10 protein-coding genes are annotated in these 16,116 nt (G+C 66.8%); 5 read left to right on the top strand and 5 right to left on the bottom strand.

The annotated features are described in order from the left end of the window. Positions 1 to 68: 68 nt before the first annotated feature. A complete protein-coding gene (gene asnB / locus ACW5IY_RS02415) occupies positions 69 to 1,970 on the top strand; it encodes an asparagine synthase (glutamine-hydrolyzing) (protein ID WP_049435141.1) in 1,902 nt (633 codons plus the stop codon). Positions 1,971 to 2,414: 444 nt separating this feature from the next. Here asnB and ACW5IY_RS02420 read toward each other — a convergent pair whose 3' ends face one another. Together ACW5IY_RS02420 and queD are read right to left on the bottom strand one after the other, a co-directional pair. Continuing rightward, complete coding sequence (locus ACW5IY_RS02420) at positions 2,415 to 2,762, bottom strand: phasin family protein (RefSeq protein WP_049435140.1); 348 nt, start codon at positions 2,760 to 2,762, stop codon at positions 2,415 to 2,417. 116 nt (positions 2,763 to 2,878) lie between these two features. Then, positions 2,879 to 3,241 carry a 6-carboxytetrahydropterin synthase QueD gene (gene queD / locus ACW5IY_RS02425; RefSeq protein WP_049435139.1) on the bottom strand — a complete coding sequence of 121 codons (363 nt, stop codon included), beginning with the start codon at positions 3,239 to 3,241 and terminating at the stop codon, positions 2,879 to 2,881. Between the two features lie 192 nt (positions 3,242 to 3,433). On the opposite strand from queD, the gene ACW5IY_RS02430 reads away from it, so the two are divergent. Both ACW5IY_RS02430 and ACW5IY_RS02435 read left to right on the top strand, forming a co-directional pair. After that, a complete protein-coding gene (locus ACW5IY_RS02430) occupies positions 3,434 to 6,073 on the top strand; it encodes a TonB-dependent receptor (protein WP_049435138.1) in 2,640 nt (879 codons plus the stop codon). 74 nt (positions 6,074 to 6,147) lie between these two features. Continuing rightward, positions 6,148 to 8,742 carry a M14 family zinc carboxypeptidase gene (locus tag ACW5IY_RS02435; protein ID WP_049435137.1) on the top strand — a complete coding sequence of 865 codons (2,595 nt, stop codon included), beginning with the start codon at positions 6,148 to 6,150 and terminating at the stop codon, positions 8,740 to 8,742. Positions 8,743 to 9,257: 515 nt separating this feature from the next. Here ACW5IY_RS02435 and ACW5IY_RS02440 read toward each other — a convergent pair. Next, complete coding sequence (locus tag ACW5IY_RS02440) at positions 9,258 to 10,673, bottom strand: DEAD/DEAH box helicase (protein WP_049433705.1); 1,416 nt, start codon at positions 10,671 to 10,673, stop codon at positions 9,258 to 9,260. An 872-nt stretch (positions 10,674 to 11,545) separates the two neighbouring features. Here ACW5IY_RS02440 and ACW5IY_RS02445 point away from each other — a divergent pair. After that, a complete protein-coding gene (locus ACW5IY_RS02445) occupies positions 11,546 to 12,535 on the top strand; it encodes a fumarylacetoacetate hydrolase family protein (RefSeq protein WP_049434945.1) in 990 nt (329 codons plus the stop codon). Positions 12,536 to 12,549: 14 nt separating this feature from the next. Further along, positions 12,550 to 13,233: a maleylacetoacetate isomerase gene (maiA, locus tag ACW5IY_RS02450; protein ID WP_049434973.1), complete on the top strand. Its 684-nt coding sequence runs from the start codon at positions 12,550 to 12,552 to the stop codon at positions 13,231 to 13,233. Between the two features lie 47 nt (positions 13,234 to 13,280). Here maiA and ACW5IY_RS02455 read toward each other — a convergent pair whose 3' ends face one another. Then, a complete protein-coding gene (locus ACW5IY_RS02455) occupies positions 13,281 to 14,741 on the bottom strand; it encodes a UdgX family uracil-DNA binding protein (protein ID WP_049434946.1) in 1,461 nt (486 codons plus the stop codon). Next, complete coding sequence (locus ACW5IY_RS02460) at positions 14,722 to 16,005, bottom strand: putative DNA modification/repair radical SAM protein (RefSeq protein WP_049434947.1); 1,284 nt, start codon at positions 16,003 to 16,005, stop codon at positions 14,722 to 14,724. The genes ACW5IY_RS02455 and ACW5IY_RS02460 overlap by 20 nt, the downstream gene beginning before the upstream one ends. Positions 16,006 to 16,116 lie beyond the last annotated feature (111 nt).

The following is a 16,116-nucleotide window of genomic DNA, read 5'->3' on the forward strand; positions in this document are numbered from 1 at the left end:
GTTCCCATGTCGCCCGCCGCCCCCCGCCTGCTGAACCCGTCCCGCCGCTTCCGCTGCGGAGGTGCCCGATGAGCGGCGTGGTCGGCGCCTGGCTGCAACCCGCCGAGGACGAACAGCTGCTGCAGCAGCTGGCGCCGATGCTGCGCGCGCTGCAGCAGCGCGGCCGCGGCCGCATCGGCTACTGGACCGACGCCGAGGCCGGCCTCGCGCTGGGCCACTGCCGGGCACCCACCGATACGCCGTTGCAGCCGCTGAGCTCGGACTGCGGCCGTTACGTGCTGTGCCTGGACGGCCGGCTGTACAACCGTGGCGACCTGCAGGCGCAGCTGCGCGATCTGCCGCGCAGTTGCAGCGATGCCCGGCTGCTGCTGCAGGCGATCGTTGAATGGGGCGTGGAGCGCGCGCTGTCGCGTATCGAAGGCGCCTTCGGTTTCAGCGTATGGGACCGTGAGTCGCGTGCGTTGTGGTTGGCGCGTGATCCGGTCGGTGAGCGGCCGCTGTACTACGGCTGGTTCCAGGGCCAGTTCCTGTTCGCCTCGGAAATGAAGGCGCTGCAGGCCTTCGCCGGCTTCGCGCCGAGCATCGACCAGGATGCGCTGAGCCTGCTGCTGCGCCACGACTATGTGCCGGCGCCGCACACCATCTACCGGGGCATCCACAAGCTGGTGGCCGGCGCGGTGCTGCGCGTCGATCTGGATGACCACGCTGCCGGCGGTTCCAGCCAGGCGACGGAAGGGGGGACGCGCTACTGGTGTGCACGCGATGCGATGCAGCGTGCGCTGCAGGAGCCCCTGCAGCCGACGCCGAGCCTGGAACAGGCCACCGACCAGCTGGAAGCCGTATTGCAGAAGGCCATTGCCGCACGCATGCATTCGCCATTGGCGTGTGGCGCGTTCCTGTCCGGCGGCACCGACTCGTCGCTGGTGACCGCGATGATGCAGGCCCAATCGACCTTGCCGATCGAGGCGTGGACGGTCGGTTTCGACGATCCCGGCCATGACGAAAGCGATTGGGCCTCGCAGGTCGCGCGCCATCTGGGCGTGCAGCATCATCTGCACCGGATGGATGCGCGGCAGGGCCTGGACCTGCTGCAGCGCCTGCCGCAGGTCTGGTGCGAGCCGTTCGCCGATGCCTCGCAGCTGCCGACCCTGCTGGCCAGTGAACTGCTGGGCGCGCGCAAGCCGGTGGCGCTGACCGGTGACGGCGGCGACGAACTGTTCTTCGGCCACCCCAGCTACGGCCGCGCGCTGCGCAATGCACGCCTGTGCGGTGGCCTGCCGGACTGGGTGCGCGACCTGGCACGGCGCAGCGGCAACCGCATGAACGTGGAGCGTGGCCGCCTCGGCGGTTGGCGTGCGCTGGTGGCCGAGGTCGCTGCCAACGATGTGGAAGGGCATTACCTGCAGCGCGTCACCCGCTGGCGCCAGCCGGCGCAGGTGGTGCTGGGCGCGCGAGAGCCGATGACGATCTTCCAGCAGCAGGACACCGCGCTTCCGGCGGAAGCCCGCATCCAGCTGCTGGATTTCCGCATGGACCTGGCCGAAGGCATCCTCGCCAAGGTTGATCGCGCGGGCATGGCGGCGGGCGTGGAAACCCGTGCGCCGCTGCTGGACATGGAGGTGGTGCGGTTGGCCTGGCGCCTGCCGCAGCATCTGAAGTACCACGACGGCGAGCACAAGCGGATTCTCAAGCACCTGCTGGCACGCTACCTGCCCGAGCCCCTGGTGTACCGCCCCAAGCGCGGTTTCGGTCCGCCGATGGCACGTTGGTTGGCAGGCCCGCTGCGCGATTGGGCGGAGGCGCTGCTGGATCCGCAGCTGCTGCGCAACCAGGGCTGCTTCGATGCGGCGCGCGTGCGCGGCATCTGGGAAGCGTTCCTGCGCGGTGAGCGCAAGTGGCACACGCACCTGTGGAACGTGCTGATGTTCCAGGCGTGGCACCAGCACTGGCACGGTGGTCGCGGGCGTTGAGCCGTTTCAGCTTGGCGTGTGGCGGATTCATTCTGCGTGGCGCAGGGCGGATGCCCTTGCGTACGAATGTCCTCCGGCGCCGGCCGTTGGCCGTCGCCTCCCCCTTTACTTCGTACGCAAGGGCATCCGCCCTGCGCTCGAAATCTATCGGCGCCTCATTGAAGGCAGATTGCTCGCAGCCTTACCCACCGCAAGCCGAGCCTCGTCGGGGTGGGTAGGGGTTTGGGCAAAGTAAAGGAGGAGGTGACGGCCAACGGCCGGCGCCGGGGGACATTTGCCCAGGCCCCTGCCTGCCCCGACGGGGCCCATCAGCTCGCAGAGAAGTGAGACGAAGAAGTGCCCTGCAATCCAGACGTCAGGCAAAAAAAGACCCGGCAGAGGGAGGGATCTGCCGGGTCCGGATTGCGTGGGGGGAGGGACCCACGCAATGAGCGTTGCGTCGCGTCAGTGGTTGTTCGCGTCCGCCGTTGATTCGTTGTAGCCCTGTGCCAGTTCGGACCATGCCTTGCTGGCCTGCAGGCCGAGCCCGACCATGTCCTGCTGGGCCTGACCCAGCCGCTGCAGGTTGTCCTGCCACAGTTGCGCGCCCTTGGAGAGCGTACCGGCCGCGTCTTCACTGCGGGCCAGTTCGCCTAGCCAGCCGCTGGTGGCGGTCAGGTTGCGCTCCATCGCCTTCAGCTGCACGCCGAACATGCTTTCCGCGTTCTCCAACGCCAACCGGTTCGCGCGCGTTGCAGCGGCGGCGAGCTGGCGGGTGGCATCACTGAAGCGATCGCTGAAGGCGGCGGCCATGGGGCATCAGGAAGTGGCTTGATGCATTGCAGCATACGCCCTTGATGCGGCATTGCAACAAAAATAACAAAGGCGCCCAAGGCGCCTTTGAAAAACCTTTTAGATCAATAATTTGATCAGATCGCAGGGCCCCGGTAGCGGCAGCCCGACGTGCAGGTTTCGTGCACGGTGATCTCGCTCAGCGCCGGCAGGCTGGGCTTGAGTTCGTTCCAGATCCACACCGCCAGGTTCTCGCTGGTCGGATTCTCCAGGCCAGGGATGTCATTGAGGTAGTGATGGTCCAGGCGGTCGTAGATCGGCTGGAAGGCCGCCTTCACGTCGCTGAAGTCCATGATCCAGCCGGTCTGCGCACCTGGCTCGCCCTCGACCTTCAGTTCCACCCGGAACGAGTGGCCGTGCAGGCGCGCGCACTTGTGCCCCGGCGGCACGTTGGGGAGGCGGTGCGCCGCCTCGAGCATGAAGACTTTGAAGATTTCCATGGCGCGATTGTACGCCGTGGGCGGTTCGGCAGCCTGAGCGGATGTTGGGCTTTCGTGAAGTAACTCTTTCCATCCGGATGAAGAGATGATAGTTTCTCTTATATCCGTATGAAGAGATGTTATTGGCCGGACCCCGGCCAGGCATGGACTACTGCGGAACTTCGTCGCCCTTTCCACCTCCCCCACATCGTCATGCCCAAGCACACCCTGCTCGTGGCGGCCCTGGCCGTCGCTCTGGCCGCGCCTTTGTCCGCCGCCGCCGAAACCTCCGCCGACGCCAGTGGCGAAGCCAGCACCCTGGCCGCCGTGCGCGTCACCGGTTCCAACATCAAGCGTACCGATACCGAAGCCTCCAACCCGGTGCAGGTGATCGGCCGCCAGCAGCTGGAACAGACCGGCAAGGCCACCGTGGCCGATGTGCTGCGTTCGATCTCGGCCAACACCGGCAACGCCAGCAACGAAACCACCAACAACGGTTGGGCCTCCGGTTCGGCCGGCATCGGCCTGCGCGGTCTTTCGCAGAAGAACACGCTGGTTCTGCTCAACGGCCGCCGCCTGGCCAACTACGGGTTCCCGGCCGGCGGCCTGTCCGACACCTTTGTCGATCTCAACGCGCTGCCGCTGGTTGCGGTCGAGCGCATCGAAGTGCTCAAGGACGGCGCCTCGGCGGTGTACGGCTCCGATGCCGTGGCCGGCGTGGTCAACATCATCACCCGGCAGAACTTCGAAGGCGCCGAGATCGGTGGCAGCTTCGGCGGTGCCGACCAGGGCGGCCTGCACGAGCAGAACCTGAAGTTCGTCGGCGGCCTGGGTGATCTCGACACCGATGGCTACAACATCCTCTTCAGCCTGCAGGGGTACAACCGCGAGCGCCTGGACCAGGACGAGCGCAACCTGACCAGGAGCGGCATCTACACCGACAAGCCGGGTGGCCGCTGGAACGGCTGGTCGGCCAAGGGCGCGCGCTACCTGGTCAACGGCGTGTCGGTACCGATGCTCGATGCCAGCGGTAACTGCCCGGCTGGCACCACCCGCGTTGCCAGCGCGCCGATTGATGGCCTGTCCGGTGACACCTGCGGCTTCAACCAAGCGCCGTTCACCACGCTGATCCCCTCGACCAAGCGTTACCAGGCCTATGCCAACGGCACCTTCCGCCTGAACGACAACGTCGAAGCGTTCGGCGAAGTGCTGTACAGCCAGATCAAGAGCGCCGCATGGTTCGGCAGCAGCCCGTTCTTCACCCTGGAGAGCGGCCGCTTCGCACTGAACGCCAACAGCGGCCTGGCCGAGCCGGTGTCGTCGCTGCTGCCGGCCAGCAATCCGTACAACCCGTACGGCCGTGCGATCCCGATCGAGTACACGTTCTTCGACCTTGGCGGCACGATAAAGACCAACCGCTCCACGGCCTATCGCGGCGTGTTCGGCCTGCGCGGCACCACCGCCAACTGGGACTGGGAAGTGGCTGCATTCGGTGCGCGCAGCAGCGAACGCGAGAGCGTGTCCGGCGGCTTCGCCAACCGCTGGGCGCTGGCCGATGCGCTGGCCACGGGCAGCTACAACCTGCTCAACCCGGCGGCCACGCCGCAGTCGGTGCGCGACTCGATCAACATCGCCACGCTGCGTCCGGCCGAATCCAAGCTGCAGGGCATCGATGCGAAGATTTCCGGCAGCCTGGGCCACACCTGGGCCGGCGAGATCGGCTTCGCCGCCGGTGCCGAGTGGCGCCGCGAGAAGCTCGATTCCAACAACCCGTGGCAGATCGACGCCGGCCTGCAGGTGCGCCCGGCCATCGCCGAAGTGCACGGCAAGCGCCAGGTCAGTGCGGCCTATGCCGAAGTGAACGTGCCGCTGGCGTCGACGCTGGAGCTGTCCGCCGCCGCGCGTGCCGACCATTACGATGATTTCGGCGATGCCTTCTCGCCGAAGATCGGCCTGCGCTGGCAGCCGCTCGACTTCCTGCTGGTACGTGCATCGGCCTCGAAGGGCTTCCGTGCGCCGTCGCTGTCGGAGAACTCCAACAGCACCAGCATCGCCTACGGCAGCGTGGTCGATCCGCGTGATCCGGACGTGCCGGGCTCGCGGCAGAACCCGACCTTCTTCACCGTTGGCAACAACGAGCTGAAGCCCGAGCGCACCAAGAGCGTGAACTTCGGCGTGGTGCTGTCGCCGTGGGCCAACACCAACCTGAGCGTGGACTACTACCGCATCCAGCTGGACAACCTGGTCGGCACCAACAACACCCAGACCCTGGTCAACGACAACGTGGCTGGCGCGGTGCAGCGCGATGAACGCGGCAAGCTGCAGGCGGTCTACAACCGCTATCAGAACCTGAGCGAGCTGAAGACTTCGGGCATCGATGTCGAGCTGCGCCAGCGTATCCCGACCGCTGCGCTGGGTGACTTCACCGTGTCCTCGGCCTACACCCACGTGCGCGACTACCGTCGCCCGACCGTGGTCGGCGGCCCGCTGGTGGACTACGCCGGCAGCAACCTCGGCGCGACCCTGCCCAAGGACAAGGCCACCACCACGCTGGACTGGAAGTACGGCGACTTCAACGCCGCCGTGACCTGGTACTACACCAGCGGCTACCGCCAGGAAGCCAGCACCGCGGCCAAGGCCGTGCAGCAGCGCGTCGGCAGCTACAGCCAGTACGACCTCTACCTGGCCTACACCGGCATCGACAAGCTGACCGTGTACGCAAAAGTGCAGAACCTGGCCGACAAGACGCCGCCGTACGACGCCTCGTTCCCGGGCATCCGCGCGCCGTACGACTTCAGCCAGTACGACCTGCGTGGCCGCTACTTCACGCTGGGCTTCGATTACCGCTTCTGATCCATCCGCCGCGGCCGGTCACCTGAAGGGACCGGCCGCGCGACTGTCTGCCGTTGTGTTCCAGGGGAGTCACCGTGTCCTTGCATCGCCGTGCCGTTCTTCCGTTGCTGCTTGCCGCCGCCACCGCACTGTCCTCGCCGCAGCCGGTGCAGGCACAGAGCGCGTACTTCTTCCCGCAGGTCACCGACGCAGCGGCGTTCGATGCAGCGGTGCCCACGCCGGAGCAGTTCCTTGGCTACCCGATCGGCAGCCGTTACACCCGGCACGACCAGCTGGTGGCGTACTTCCAGGAACTGGCGAAACGCTCGGACAAGATCAGCGTGCGCGAGATCGGCCGCAGTTACGAGGGCCGTCCGCTGCTGATCGCCACCGTCACTGCTGCAGGCAATCATGCGCGGCTGGAGCAGATCCGCCAGCAGCACGCGACCCTGGCCGATCCGGCGCAGCCGCGCAGCGCCGCCGGCGACAGCCCGGTGGTGGTGTGGCTGGGCTACAGCGTGCACGGCAACGAGACCTCCAGCGCCGAGGCGGCGATGCTGACCGCTTACTACCTGGTGGCCAACCGCAGCGCCGAAACCCAGCAGTGGCTGCAGCAGGCGGTGGTGCTGTTCGACCCGGCGCAGAACCCGGACGGACGTGATCGTGCCGCCAACTGGCACAACGCCTGGGCCTCCGACCCGGCCTCGGCCGACCCGGCCGACAAGGAGCACGTCGAGCCGTTCCCGCAGGGCCGCACCAATCACTACTTCACCGATCTCAACCGCGACTGGCTGGCCCTGACCCAGCAGGACTCGCGGCCGAAAGTGGAAGTGTTCCACCAGTGGTACCCGAACGTGCAGATCGACTTCCACGAAATGGGCAAGGACAGTACCTACTACTTCGAGCCCTCGCCGAAGAGCATGCACAGCCCGCTGATTCCGGCGGCGTCGTATGAATTCAACAAGACCCTGGCCAAGTACCACGCGCAGGCGCTGGATGCGCTGGGGTCGCTGTACTACACCGGCGAGAACTTCGACAACTTCTCGCCGGTCTATGGCTCCACCTACCCCGACTTCCATGGCGCCGTCGGCGTTACCGTCGAGCAGGCCAGCTCGCGCGGTCGCGTGCAGGAATCGGTGAATGGCCTGCTGACCTTCCCGTTCACCATCCGCAACCAGGTCGCCACCGGTCTGGGCACGGTGCGCGGCGCGGTGACCGAACGCAACGGCCTGTTCGACCTGCAGAAGCAGTTCTTCCAGAGCGCGTTGAAGCAGGCTGCGCAGCAGCCGGTGAAGAGCTTCGTGTTCGGCGACGCGCACGATCCGGCACTGACCCGTCGCCTGCTGGAACTGTTGCTGTTGCATCGCATCGAGGTGCGCGCGCTGGATCGTGCAGTCACTGTCGATGGGCAGCGCTTCGATGCCGGCAGCGCCTACGTGGTGCCGGTGCAGCAGGCGCAGTTCCGCCTGGTCCATTCGATTTTTGCCGAGACGCCGCCGATCAAGGGTGATGTGTTCTACGGCAGCACCAGCTATGCGATTGCACCGGCGTATGGCGTGGCGTTCGCCGGCAGCCGCAGCCGCATCGAAGGCGGCGCCCGCGTGGCCGCGCCGCCAGCGGAGCAGGGCGCAGTGCTGGGTGGCCAAGCCGGCTTCGCCTATGTCATCGACTGGCGCGACTACAACGCCGGGCGTGCGCTGGCGGTGCTGCAGGCCAGAGGTTTGAGCACACGCGCAACGTTCCAGCCATTTACCGCTTCGACTGCACAGGGCGAGGCCGATTTCGCCGCTGGCAGCATCGTTGTTCCGGTGGCCGGGCAACCGCTGCACGGCGCGGCGCTGCTGGATGCGGTGAGTGCTGCTGCACGCGATGCCGGCGTACGGGTACATGCGTTGTCCAGCGGCCGCAGCCGCGGAGGCATCGACCTCGGCAGTGATGGCGTCAAGGCGCTGCGCAAGCCTGCGGTGGCACTGGTGATGGGCGAGGGCGTGGCCGCCACCGAAATCGGATCGGCGTGGTTCCTGCTCGACCAGCAGCTGCAGCTGCCGGCCAGCAAACTGGACCCGCAGCAGCTGGGCAAGGTGCCGCTGGACCGCTACACCACGATCGTGTTGTCTGGTGGTATCTACACCGGTGTCGATGCCACGGCGGTGGCTGCACTGAAGCGCTGGGTGCAGGCCGGTGGTTCACTGGTGACCTATGGCAGTGCCTCGAAGTGGGCGATCGAGCAGAAGCTGGCCGACGGCGAGAAGCTCGGCAAGGAAGAAGACGCTGCTGACGAAAGCCGCCGCGCGTTCGGCGACCAGCGCGACATCACCGCGATCGAGCGGGTGAGCGGCAACATCCTCAGTGCCGATGTTGATACCAGCCATCCGCTGGCGTTCGGCGTGCCGCGCCGGCAGTTGGCGATCAACAAGGAGAACACGGTGACGCTGCAGCCGAGCACGAATCCGTTCTCGACGGTGGTGCGTATTGATACGCCGCCGCGGGTGAATGGTTACCTGTCCGAGCGCAACCGTACGCGGGTGGCGGGCAGTGCATGGCTGCTGGTGTCGGCGCAGGGGCAGGGCAACGTTGTGCTGTTTGCCGATGACCCCGCGCACCGCAAGTACTGGCACGGGACGGACCGGCTGCTGATCAACGCGATCTTCTTCGGGAATCTGGTGAATCCGGCGAAAGCGCGGGGTTGAGGCTGCACGCGCTTCAGTTGGTATAGGGGTGGGGAGGCCGGACGGGCTGCGCAGGACACGCTGTAAATACGTCCATGTAAGCTCGATGGCGCCATCCATGGCGCCAACGGTCCTGCGCAGCCCGTCCGGCCTCCCCTCGACGATTTCCTGCGGGCGCGGACGCATCGAACCCCAAGGCGGGAGCAAGGGCAAAAGCAAAAGCATCGGCGTTTGCTCTTGAACTTGAATTCGATCTTTCTTCTCCCGGCTACCCGGCGGGAGAAGAAGGCGCAGGCAATGCTTGAAGCGGATGGGCGTGGGGCCAGCGCAAAACTGTGAGGCGCATGGATGCGCCGACCGAGCCCCCATGGATGGGTTTACGGCGTGTTTTGCGCTGGCCCCACGCCCATCCGCCCTCAGCGCAGCATACCGCCGGCTTCTACTCACGGTAGTCAGCAACAAAAAAGGGACGGCGCGTCAGCGCCGTCCCTCGATAGCCCCCGCGCAGCGGGAAGCACCATCCATTTCAGCCGGGATCAGCCGGCGCGATTGCCGCCGTTGCCGCCCTGGCCGCGGCCACGGCCACCACCATTGCCACCACCACCGCGACGCTGGCCCTGACCCGCACCGGCACGCTGCTGGCCATTGCCACCGCCCTCACGACGGCCACCACCGGCCTTCTTCGGGCCGGGATGTGCATGGCGCGGCGCATCGCCGTGCGGACGGCGCGCGTGGCTCTTGCGCGGTGCGCGCTCGCCGGTATCGTGCTCGGCCTTGCCCGGTGCACTGTTGCCCCAGCGGATCGGCGTCTGCAGCTCGAAGCCCGGCACGTCGCGGATGTCCATGTCGCGGCCCAGCAGGCGAGTGATCGCACGCAGCAGCTTCACTTCGTCCTGCGCCACCAGCGAGATCGCCTGGCCGGTGGCACCGTTACGGCCGGTACGGCCGATGCGGTGCACGTAGTCCTCGGCCACCATCGGCAGATCGAAGTTGATCACCTTCGGCAGCTCGTTGATGTCGATGCCGCGCGCGGCGATGTCAGTGGCCACCAGCACGGTCACGCGGCCGGCCTTGAAGTCACCCAGTGCACGCAGGCGCTGGCCCTGGCTCTTGTTGCCGTGGATCGCCGCGGTCTTGATGCCGGACTTTTCCAGGAACGTGGCCAGCTTGTCGCTGCCGTGCTTGGTACGGGCGAAGACCAGGGTCTGCTCGCGGCTGTCCTGCGCCAGCAGGTGCAGCAGCAGGTCACGCTTGCGGCTGCCGTCGACCGGGTGGACGCGGTGGGTGATGGTCTCGGCCACGGTGTTCTTCGGCGTCACCTGGATCTGTTCCGGGTTGCGCATGAACTCCAGCGCCAACTGGCGGATGTTGTCCTCGAAGGTAGCCGAGAACAGCAGGGTCTGGCGGTTCTGCTTCGGCAGCTTGGCCAGGATGCGCTTGATCGACGGCAGGAAGCCCATGTCGAGCATGCGGTCGGCTTCGTCCAGCACCAGCAGTTCAATGCCGGACAGGTCGATGCTGCGACGCTCCAGGTGGTCGATCAGGCGGCCCGGGCAGGCCACCAGCAGGTCCACGCCACGGCGCAGGATGTCCAGCTGGTTGCCCATGCCGACGCCGCCGTAAATGCAGGCGCTGGGGATGCGCAGGTACTTGCTGTAGCCGCGCAGGCTGTCGTGCACCTGGGTGGCCAGTTCGCGGGTTGGGGCCAGGATCAGCGCGCGCGGCTTGCGCGGGCCGCTGCGCACTTCCTGCGAAGCGGTGCCCAGGTGCTGCAGCAACGGCAGGCCGAACGCGGCGGTCTTGCCGGTACCGGTCTGTGCACCGGCCAACAGGTCGCGACCGGCCAGCGCCAGCGGGATCGCCTGCTGCTGGATCGGGGTCGGGTTTTCGTAGCCCTGTTCGGCAAGCGCGCGCAGCAGGAAGGGCGCCAGGCCCAGCGATTCAAAAGACATTGAGTTTGCTCCAAGTACAAGAAACGCCTGTCCAAACGGACAGACGGGGGCAGATCAAACTGATCGGCTGACTCGGAGCGTTCCCGTGAACCGCGCTGCGAGAATTGGGTGCAGCCGGCACGAAGCGCAGGCTGGAATGCGTGACGAACGGCGTCGGAGTGGGGGCGGGCGAAGAGGGCGGACCCTGGTCGCCGGCGATCCCGGAGGGAAACGGACGGCCGCTGCAGACTCTGCAAGTCTAAACGATGTTTGAGACTTCACGCAAAAAGGCCTGTTCAGGTAAGGGGTTCTCTCTGCAGGGCTGCGCCCTGCACCCGCAGAGGCCCGAGCCAAGGCCGGAGCAACATCAAAAGCCGGGTTCCTGTGGGGTGGCGGGGTGGGTCCGGTTGCGGGAGACGCCGTAAACCCATCCATGGGGGCTTGGCCGCGGCATCCATGCCGCGGACACTCCCGCAACCGGACCCACCCCGCCTTCGACGGTTTTCCGCGATCTGTCGGATCTCATTCGATCAATTTCGATGTCTGAAGGATCTCGACGATGAATGATGTGGATGTTCGATCCGTCATCGGGAACCTGTCGGGGGTGGGGTGGTGTAGGTGGGCAGGACCGTTGGCGCCATGGATGGCGCCATCGAGCCCCCAAGGATGGGTTTACGGCGTGTCCTGCCCACCCACACCGCCCCGCCCAACCAGCAGAAAGCCAGAGCCGCTTTTGACGTTGTCGTTGCCGTTACATTGAGCGGGTGCAGGGCTGCAAGCCCTGCCGAACCCCCCACTACGGTAGGGTGGGCCGATGCCGCGCTGCAGCTTGGCGCCGCCGCAGATTTGATTACACTTGAAACTTGTTTGCCCACGACTCCGGACACCCACCCATGAAGCTTGGTTCTTTGAAGGAAGGCGGCCGCGACGGCACCCTGATCGTCGTCTCGCGTGACCTGCGCCACGGCGTGCGCGCCACCGGCATTGCCGCCACCCTGCAGCAGGCCCTGGAAGACTGGAGCCACATTGCGCCGCGCCTGAACGCCCTGTACGAATCGCTCAACGCCGGCGACGCCGATGGCGTGTTCGACCTCGACCCGCAGGCACTGGCCGCGCCGATGCCGCGTGCCTATGAATTCGTCGATGGCAGCGCCTACCTGCCGCATGTCGAGCGCGTGCGTCGTGCCCGTGGCGCTGAAGTGCCGGAAAGCTTCTACACCGATCCGCTGATGTACCAGGCCACCAGCGCCGGCTTCCATGGCCCGCGCGATGCCGTCAAGGTGGTCAGCGAGGACTACGGCATCGACCTGGAAGCGGAGATCGTGGTGATCACCGACGACGTGCCGATGGCCGCCACCCCGGAACAGGCTGCGGGCCATATCCAGCTGGTCGGCCTGGTCAACGATGTCTCGCTGCGCAACCTGATCCCGGGCGAGCTGGCCAAGGGCTTCGGCTTCCTGCAGTCCAAGCCGCGTTCGGCCCTGTCGCCGGTGTTCGTCACCCCGGATGAGCTGGGTGCGGCCTGGCAGGACAGCAAGGTGCACCTGCCGCTGCTGACCCACATCAACGGTAAGTGGTTCGGTGCGCCGGAAGCGGGCGTGGACATGCAGTTCAACTTCGCCCAGCTGGTCGCGCATGCGGCCAAGACCCGTCCGCTGGGCGCCGGCACCATCGTCGGCTCGGGCACCATCGCCAACGAAGACACCAGCAAGGGTGCATCGTGCTTCGCCGAGCAGCGCGTGGTGGAGACCCTGCGCGACGGCAAGCCGAGCACGCCGTTCATGTCGTTCGGCGACGTGGTCCGCATCGAGATGCTTGATGCCGCGGGCAACAGTATCTTCGGTGCGATTGAGCAGCGGATCGAACAGGCGGCCAAGCCCTGAGCATGGAGGCGGCGATGGACATCCTGGGTGACGACGGCCCGGTCGACGACGGCATCGTGCTGTACACCTACTGGCGATCCAGCGCCGCCTACCGCGTGCGCATCGGCCTGGAGCTGAAGGGCCTGGCCTGGGACGCCCGGCCGGTGCACCTGGTCCGCGAGGGCGGCGAACAACACCTCGACGCCTATCGCACGCTCAATCCGCAGCAGCTGGTGCCTACGCTGCTGCATGACGGTCAAGTGCTGACCCAGTCACTGGCGATCGTGGAATACCTGGACGAGCGCTTCCCGCAGGTACCGCTGCTGCCGGCCGACGCCGCCGGCCGCGCGCGGGTGCGGGCGCTGGCCCAGCTGGTGGCCTGCGATATCCATCCGATCAACAACCTGCGGGTGATGCAGTACCTGGAGCGCGACCTGCAGTTGCCGGCCGACGCCCGCGCGCAGTGGACCCTGCACTGGATGGCCGAAGGCTTCCAGGCCATGGAAACGCTGCTGGCCAACAGCGGTGACACAGGCACGTTCTGCCACGGTGATCGTCCGGGCCTGGCCGACCTCTGCCTGATGCCGCAGCTCTACAACGCACACCGCTTCGGCTTGGACCTGACGCCGTACCCGACCCTGCGCCGCATCGAAGCGGCCTGCCAGGCGCTGGACGCCTTCGACCGCGCCCGCCCGGAAAACCAGCCCGACGCCGCCTGAACCCCCAAAAGGGGACGGAGGGGATTAAGTCGTAAATGCATATACGACTAATCCCCTCCGTCCCCTTCTTGCAGCAGTTGCGCGAGATCATCGCGGAACAGCGCATAGACCTGTTCGCGGCGCGCATCATCGCCCTGCCGCAGCACCCACGCCGGATGCACGGTGGCGTAGCCGCGGGTGCCGTCCTCCAGCGTGTGCCAGCGTCCACGGTCGCGTGACAGATTGAAATCACGGCCAAATACCGAGGCTGCCGCGGTTGCGCCGAGGCAGGCGATGACCTGCGGCCGCACCCGCGCGATCTCGCCCATCAGCCATGGCCGGCAGGCCTGGATGTGGCGGCTTTCCGGACGCTTGTGCAGCCGGATCTTGCCGCGGCGCTCATGGTGGAAGTGCTTCACCGCATTGGTCAGGTACAGCGTGGCGCGATCGATTCCCAGCTCGGCCAGGGCACGGTCCAGCAGCTGGCCGGCCGGGCCGGCGAATGGCTGGCCGCGCAGATCCTCGACGTCGCCCGGCTGCTCGCCGACCACCATGATCCGGGCATCGACCGGGCCTTCACCGAACACCCCCTGCGTGGCCGCTTCCCACAGCGGGCACTGGCGGCAGGCCAGCGCCTGTTGGCGCAGTGTCTGCAATCCCTTGGCGTCGGCGGCGGGCATTGGCGCCAGCGCCCGCGCAGGTATCTTCCGTTGCGGTGCCTGCGCGGGCCGGTCATGCATTTCCTGCACGCGATCGCCCGCATCGCGCACCAGGCGCGGCAGCAGCTGCGCCTCTGGCAGGTGGCGCCAGTACTTGGCCGGCATCTCCTGCATCATCATCCGGGTATTGAGCCGGGCCGGATTGAAGATGCTGGCGTAATAGGTCTGCCACAGCGCCTCGCGCGCATCTTCTGCCGGGGCGTCCTCACGCCGTGCACCCGGCCCGAACGCCAGTGCCTGCCCATCCCATGCCACGCTGCGTGACGGCGTCAGGATGGCCCAGTGCATGCCGGTGAAGCGGCGCGCGAAAAACGGCGCCACCCGATCGACGATGTGGTGCTGTGGCTCGAACCACGCGATGAACGCCTCGGGCTGGCCGGGCACCTCGCGGAAGCGCACGAACGCCTTCATCTTGTGGATATCGCGGCGAACGGCCTGGGCGATCGCAGTTGCGCGCAGCACGTCGGCATCGGCGGGATTCGACAGCACCGAGCGCTCGCCATGAGTGATGCGCCACAGCAGCCGGTACAACAGGGCCATGCGCTGCATATCGCGATGACACAGGCAGGTGGCCGCCAGTTCAAGGAAGTCGCGCGGTACGTTCGGCACGTCGCCATCGGCCAGCACGGGCGCGGAGCTGACCGCCGGCGCATCCAGCAGTGATGCGTCGCTGCCCTCCAGCCAGTCCAGCTGTTCCGGTGCGATGCCGCGCAACAGGGCATCGCGCGCACCGTTGCGCCAGGCCTCCAGCGACCACGGCGGATCCACCCGCAGCGACCAGCGCTGTGCGTCAGGCTGGCGGTGGGGCATCGAACAGCGATCCCTGACGGGGCGGGGGGGCCAACTGGGCGCGCAGCGCCGCCGGATCGTCCAGCGCCCTGCGCGGGTGGTGGTCGGCCAGCAGCACGAATGGCAGCAGTTTGCTCATCGGCGCCTTCAGGCGTGCCACATCGGCAACCCGCAGGCGAGCGTGGCGGCGCGCCATCAGCACCCGCTTCACATTGCGCACGCCCAGCCCGGGTACGCGCAGCAGCATTTCCTTCGGCGCGCGGTTGAGATCCACGGGGAAGCGTTCTGGGTGGCGGATCGCCCAGGCCATCTTCGGGTCGATGTCCAGATCGAGCATGCCGGCCTGGGTGGTATCGGTGATTTCATCCACGCCATAGCCGTAGAAGCGCAGCAGCCAGTCGGCCTGGTACAGGCGGTGCTCGCGCTGCAGGGGCGGCGGCTGCAGCGGCAGCTGGCGGCTGGCATCCGGAATCGGGCTGAAGGCGGAGTAGTACACCCGGCGCATCCGGTAGTTGCCGTACAACGCATCGGCGCTGGCGAGGATCTGCCGGTCGTTGGCGCCGTCGGCGCCGACGATCATCTGCGTGCTCTGCCCGGCCGGTGCGAAGCGCGGAGGGCGCGGACGGGCGCTGCGGGTGGACACCGGCGCGACCACCGCTGGCGCCTTGCGCGCTTCCTTGGCTTCCTCGATGCGCCAGCGCAGCTCGCCCATCGCACCGCGGATCGACTGTACGGTCTTCTCCGGTGCCAGCGCGCTCAGCCCGGCTTCGGTGGGCAGCTCCACGTTGATCGACAGCCGGTCGGCGTAGCGCCCGGCACTGGCCAGCAGTTCCGGCGATGCTTCGGGAATGGTCTTGAGGTGGATGTAACCGGCGTAGCGGTGTTCCTCGCGCAGTTGCCGCGCTACTTCCACCATCTGCTCCATGGTGTAGTCCGCATTGCGGATGATGCCGCTGGAAAGGAACAGGCCCTCGATGTAGTTGCGCTTGTAGAAGTCCAGCGTCAGCGCGACCACCTCGTCCACGCTGAAGCGCGCGCGGGGCACATTGCTGGACACGCGGTTCACGCAGTACGCGCAGTCGTAGACGCAGAAGTTGGTCAGCAGGATCTTCAGCAACGAAACGCAACGGCCATCCGGCGTATAGCTGTGGCAGATGCCCATGCCTTCGGTGCTGCCGATGCCGCCGCTGGCGCGTGAGTCGCGCTTGCCCGAGCCGCTGGAGGCGCAGGAGGCATCGTATTTGGCGGCGTCAGCCAGGATGGCAAGCTTGCGGATGGTTTCCATTGCGGAAACCTACGGATCGGCGGTCTCATTGGATGAGACCGCCCCTGAACCCTTCAGAAAAAGGGGACGGAGGGGATTAAGTCGTTTGTGCCATAAACGACTTAATCCCCT

Source organism: Stenotrophomonas sp. C-A, assembly GCF_054030835.1.

Coding starts and splice junctions, on each gene's coding strand:
- asnB (WP_049435141.1), top strand. CDS start 69: ATGAGCGGCGTGGTCGGCGCCTGGCTGCAACCCGCCGAGGACGAACAG.
- ACW5IY_RS02420 (WP_049435140.1), bottom strand. CDS start 2,762: ATGGCCGCCGCCTTCAGCGATCGCTTCAGTGATGCCACCCGCCAGCTC.
- queD (WP_049435139.1), bottom strand. CDS start 3,241: ATGGAAATCTTCAAAGTCTTCATGCTCGAGGCGGCGCACCGCCTCCCC.
- ACW5IY_RS02430 (WP_049435138.1), top strand. CDS start 3,434: ATGCCCAAGCACACCCTGCTCGTGGCGGCCCTGGCCGTCGCTCTGGCC.
- ACW5IY_RS02440 (WP_049433705.1), bottom strand. CDS start 10,673: ATGTCTTTTGAATCGCTGGGCCTGGCGCCCTTCCTGCTGCGCGCGCTT.
- ACW5IY_RS02445 (WP_049434945.1), top strand. CDS start 11,546: ATGAAGCTTGGTTCTTTGAAGGAAGGCGGCCGCGACGGCACCCTGATC.
- maiA (WP_049434973.1), top strand. CDS start 12,550: ATGGACATCCTGGGTGACGACGGCCCGGTCGACGACGGCATCGTGCTG.
- ACW5IY_RS02455 (WP_049434946.1), bottom strand. CDS start 14,741: ATGCCCCACCGCCAGCCTGACGCACAGCGCTGGTCGCTGCGGGTGGAT.
- ACW5IY_RS02460 (WP_049434947.1), bottom strand. CDS start 16,005: ATGGAAACCATCCGCAAGCTTGCCATCCTGGCTGACGCCGCCAAATAC.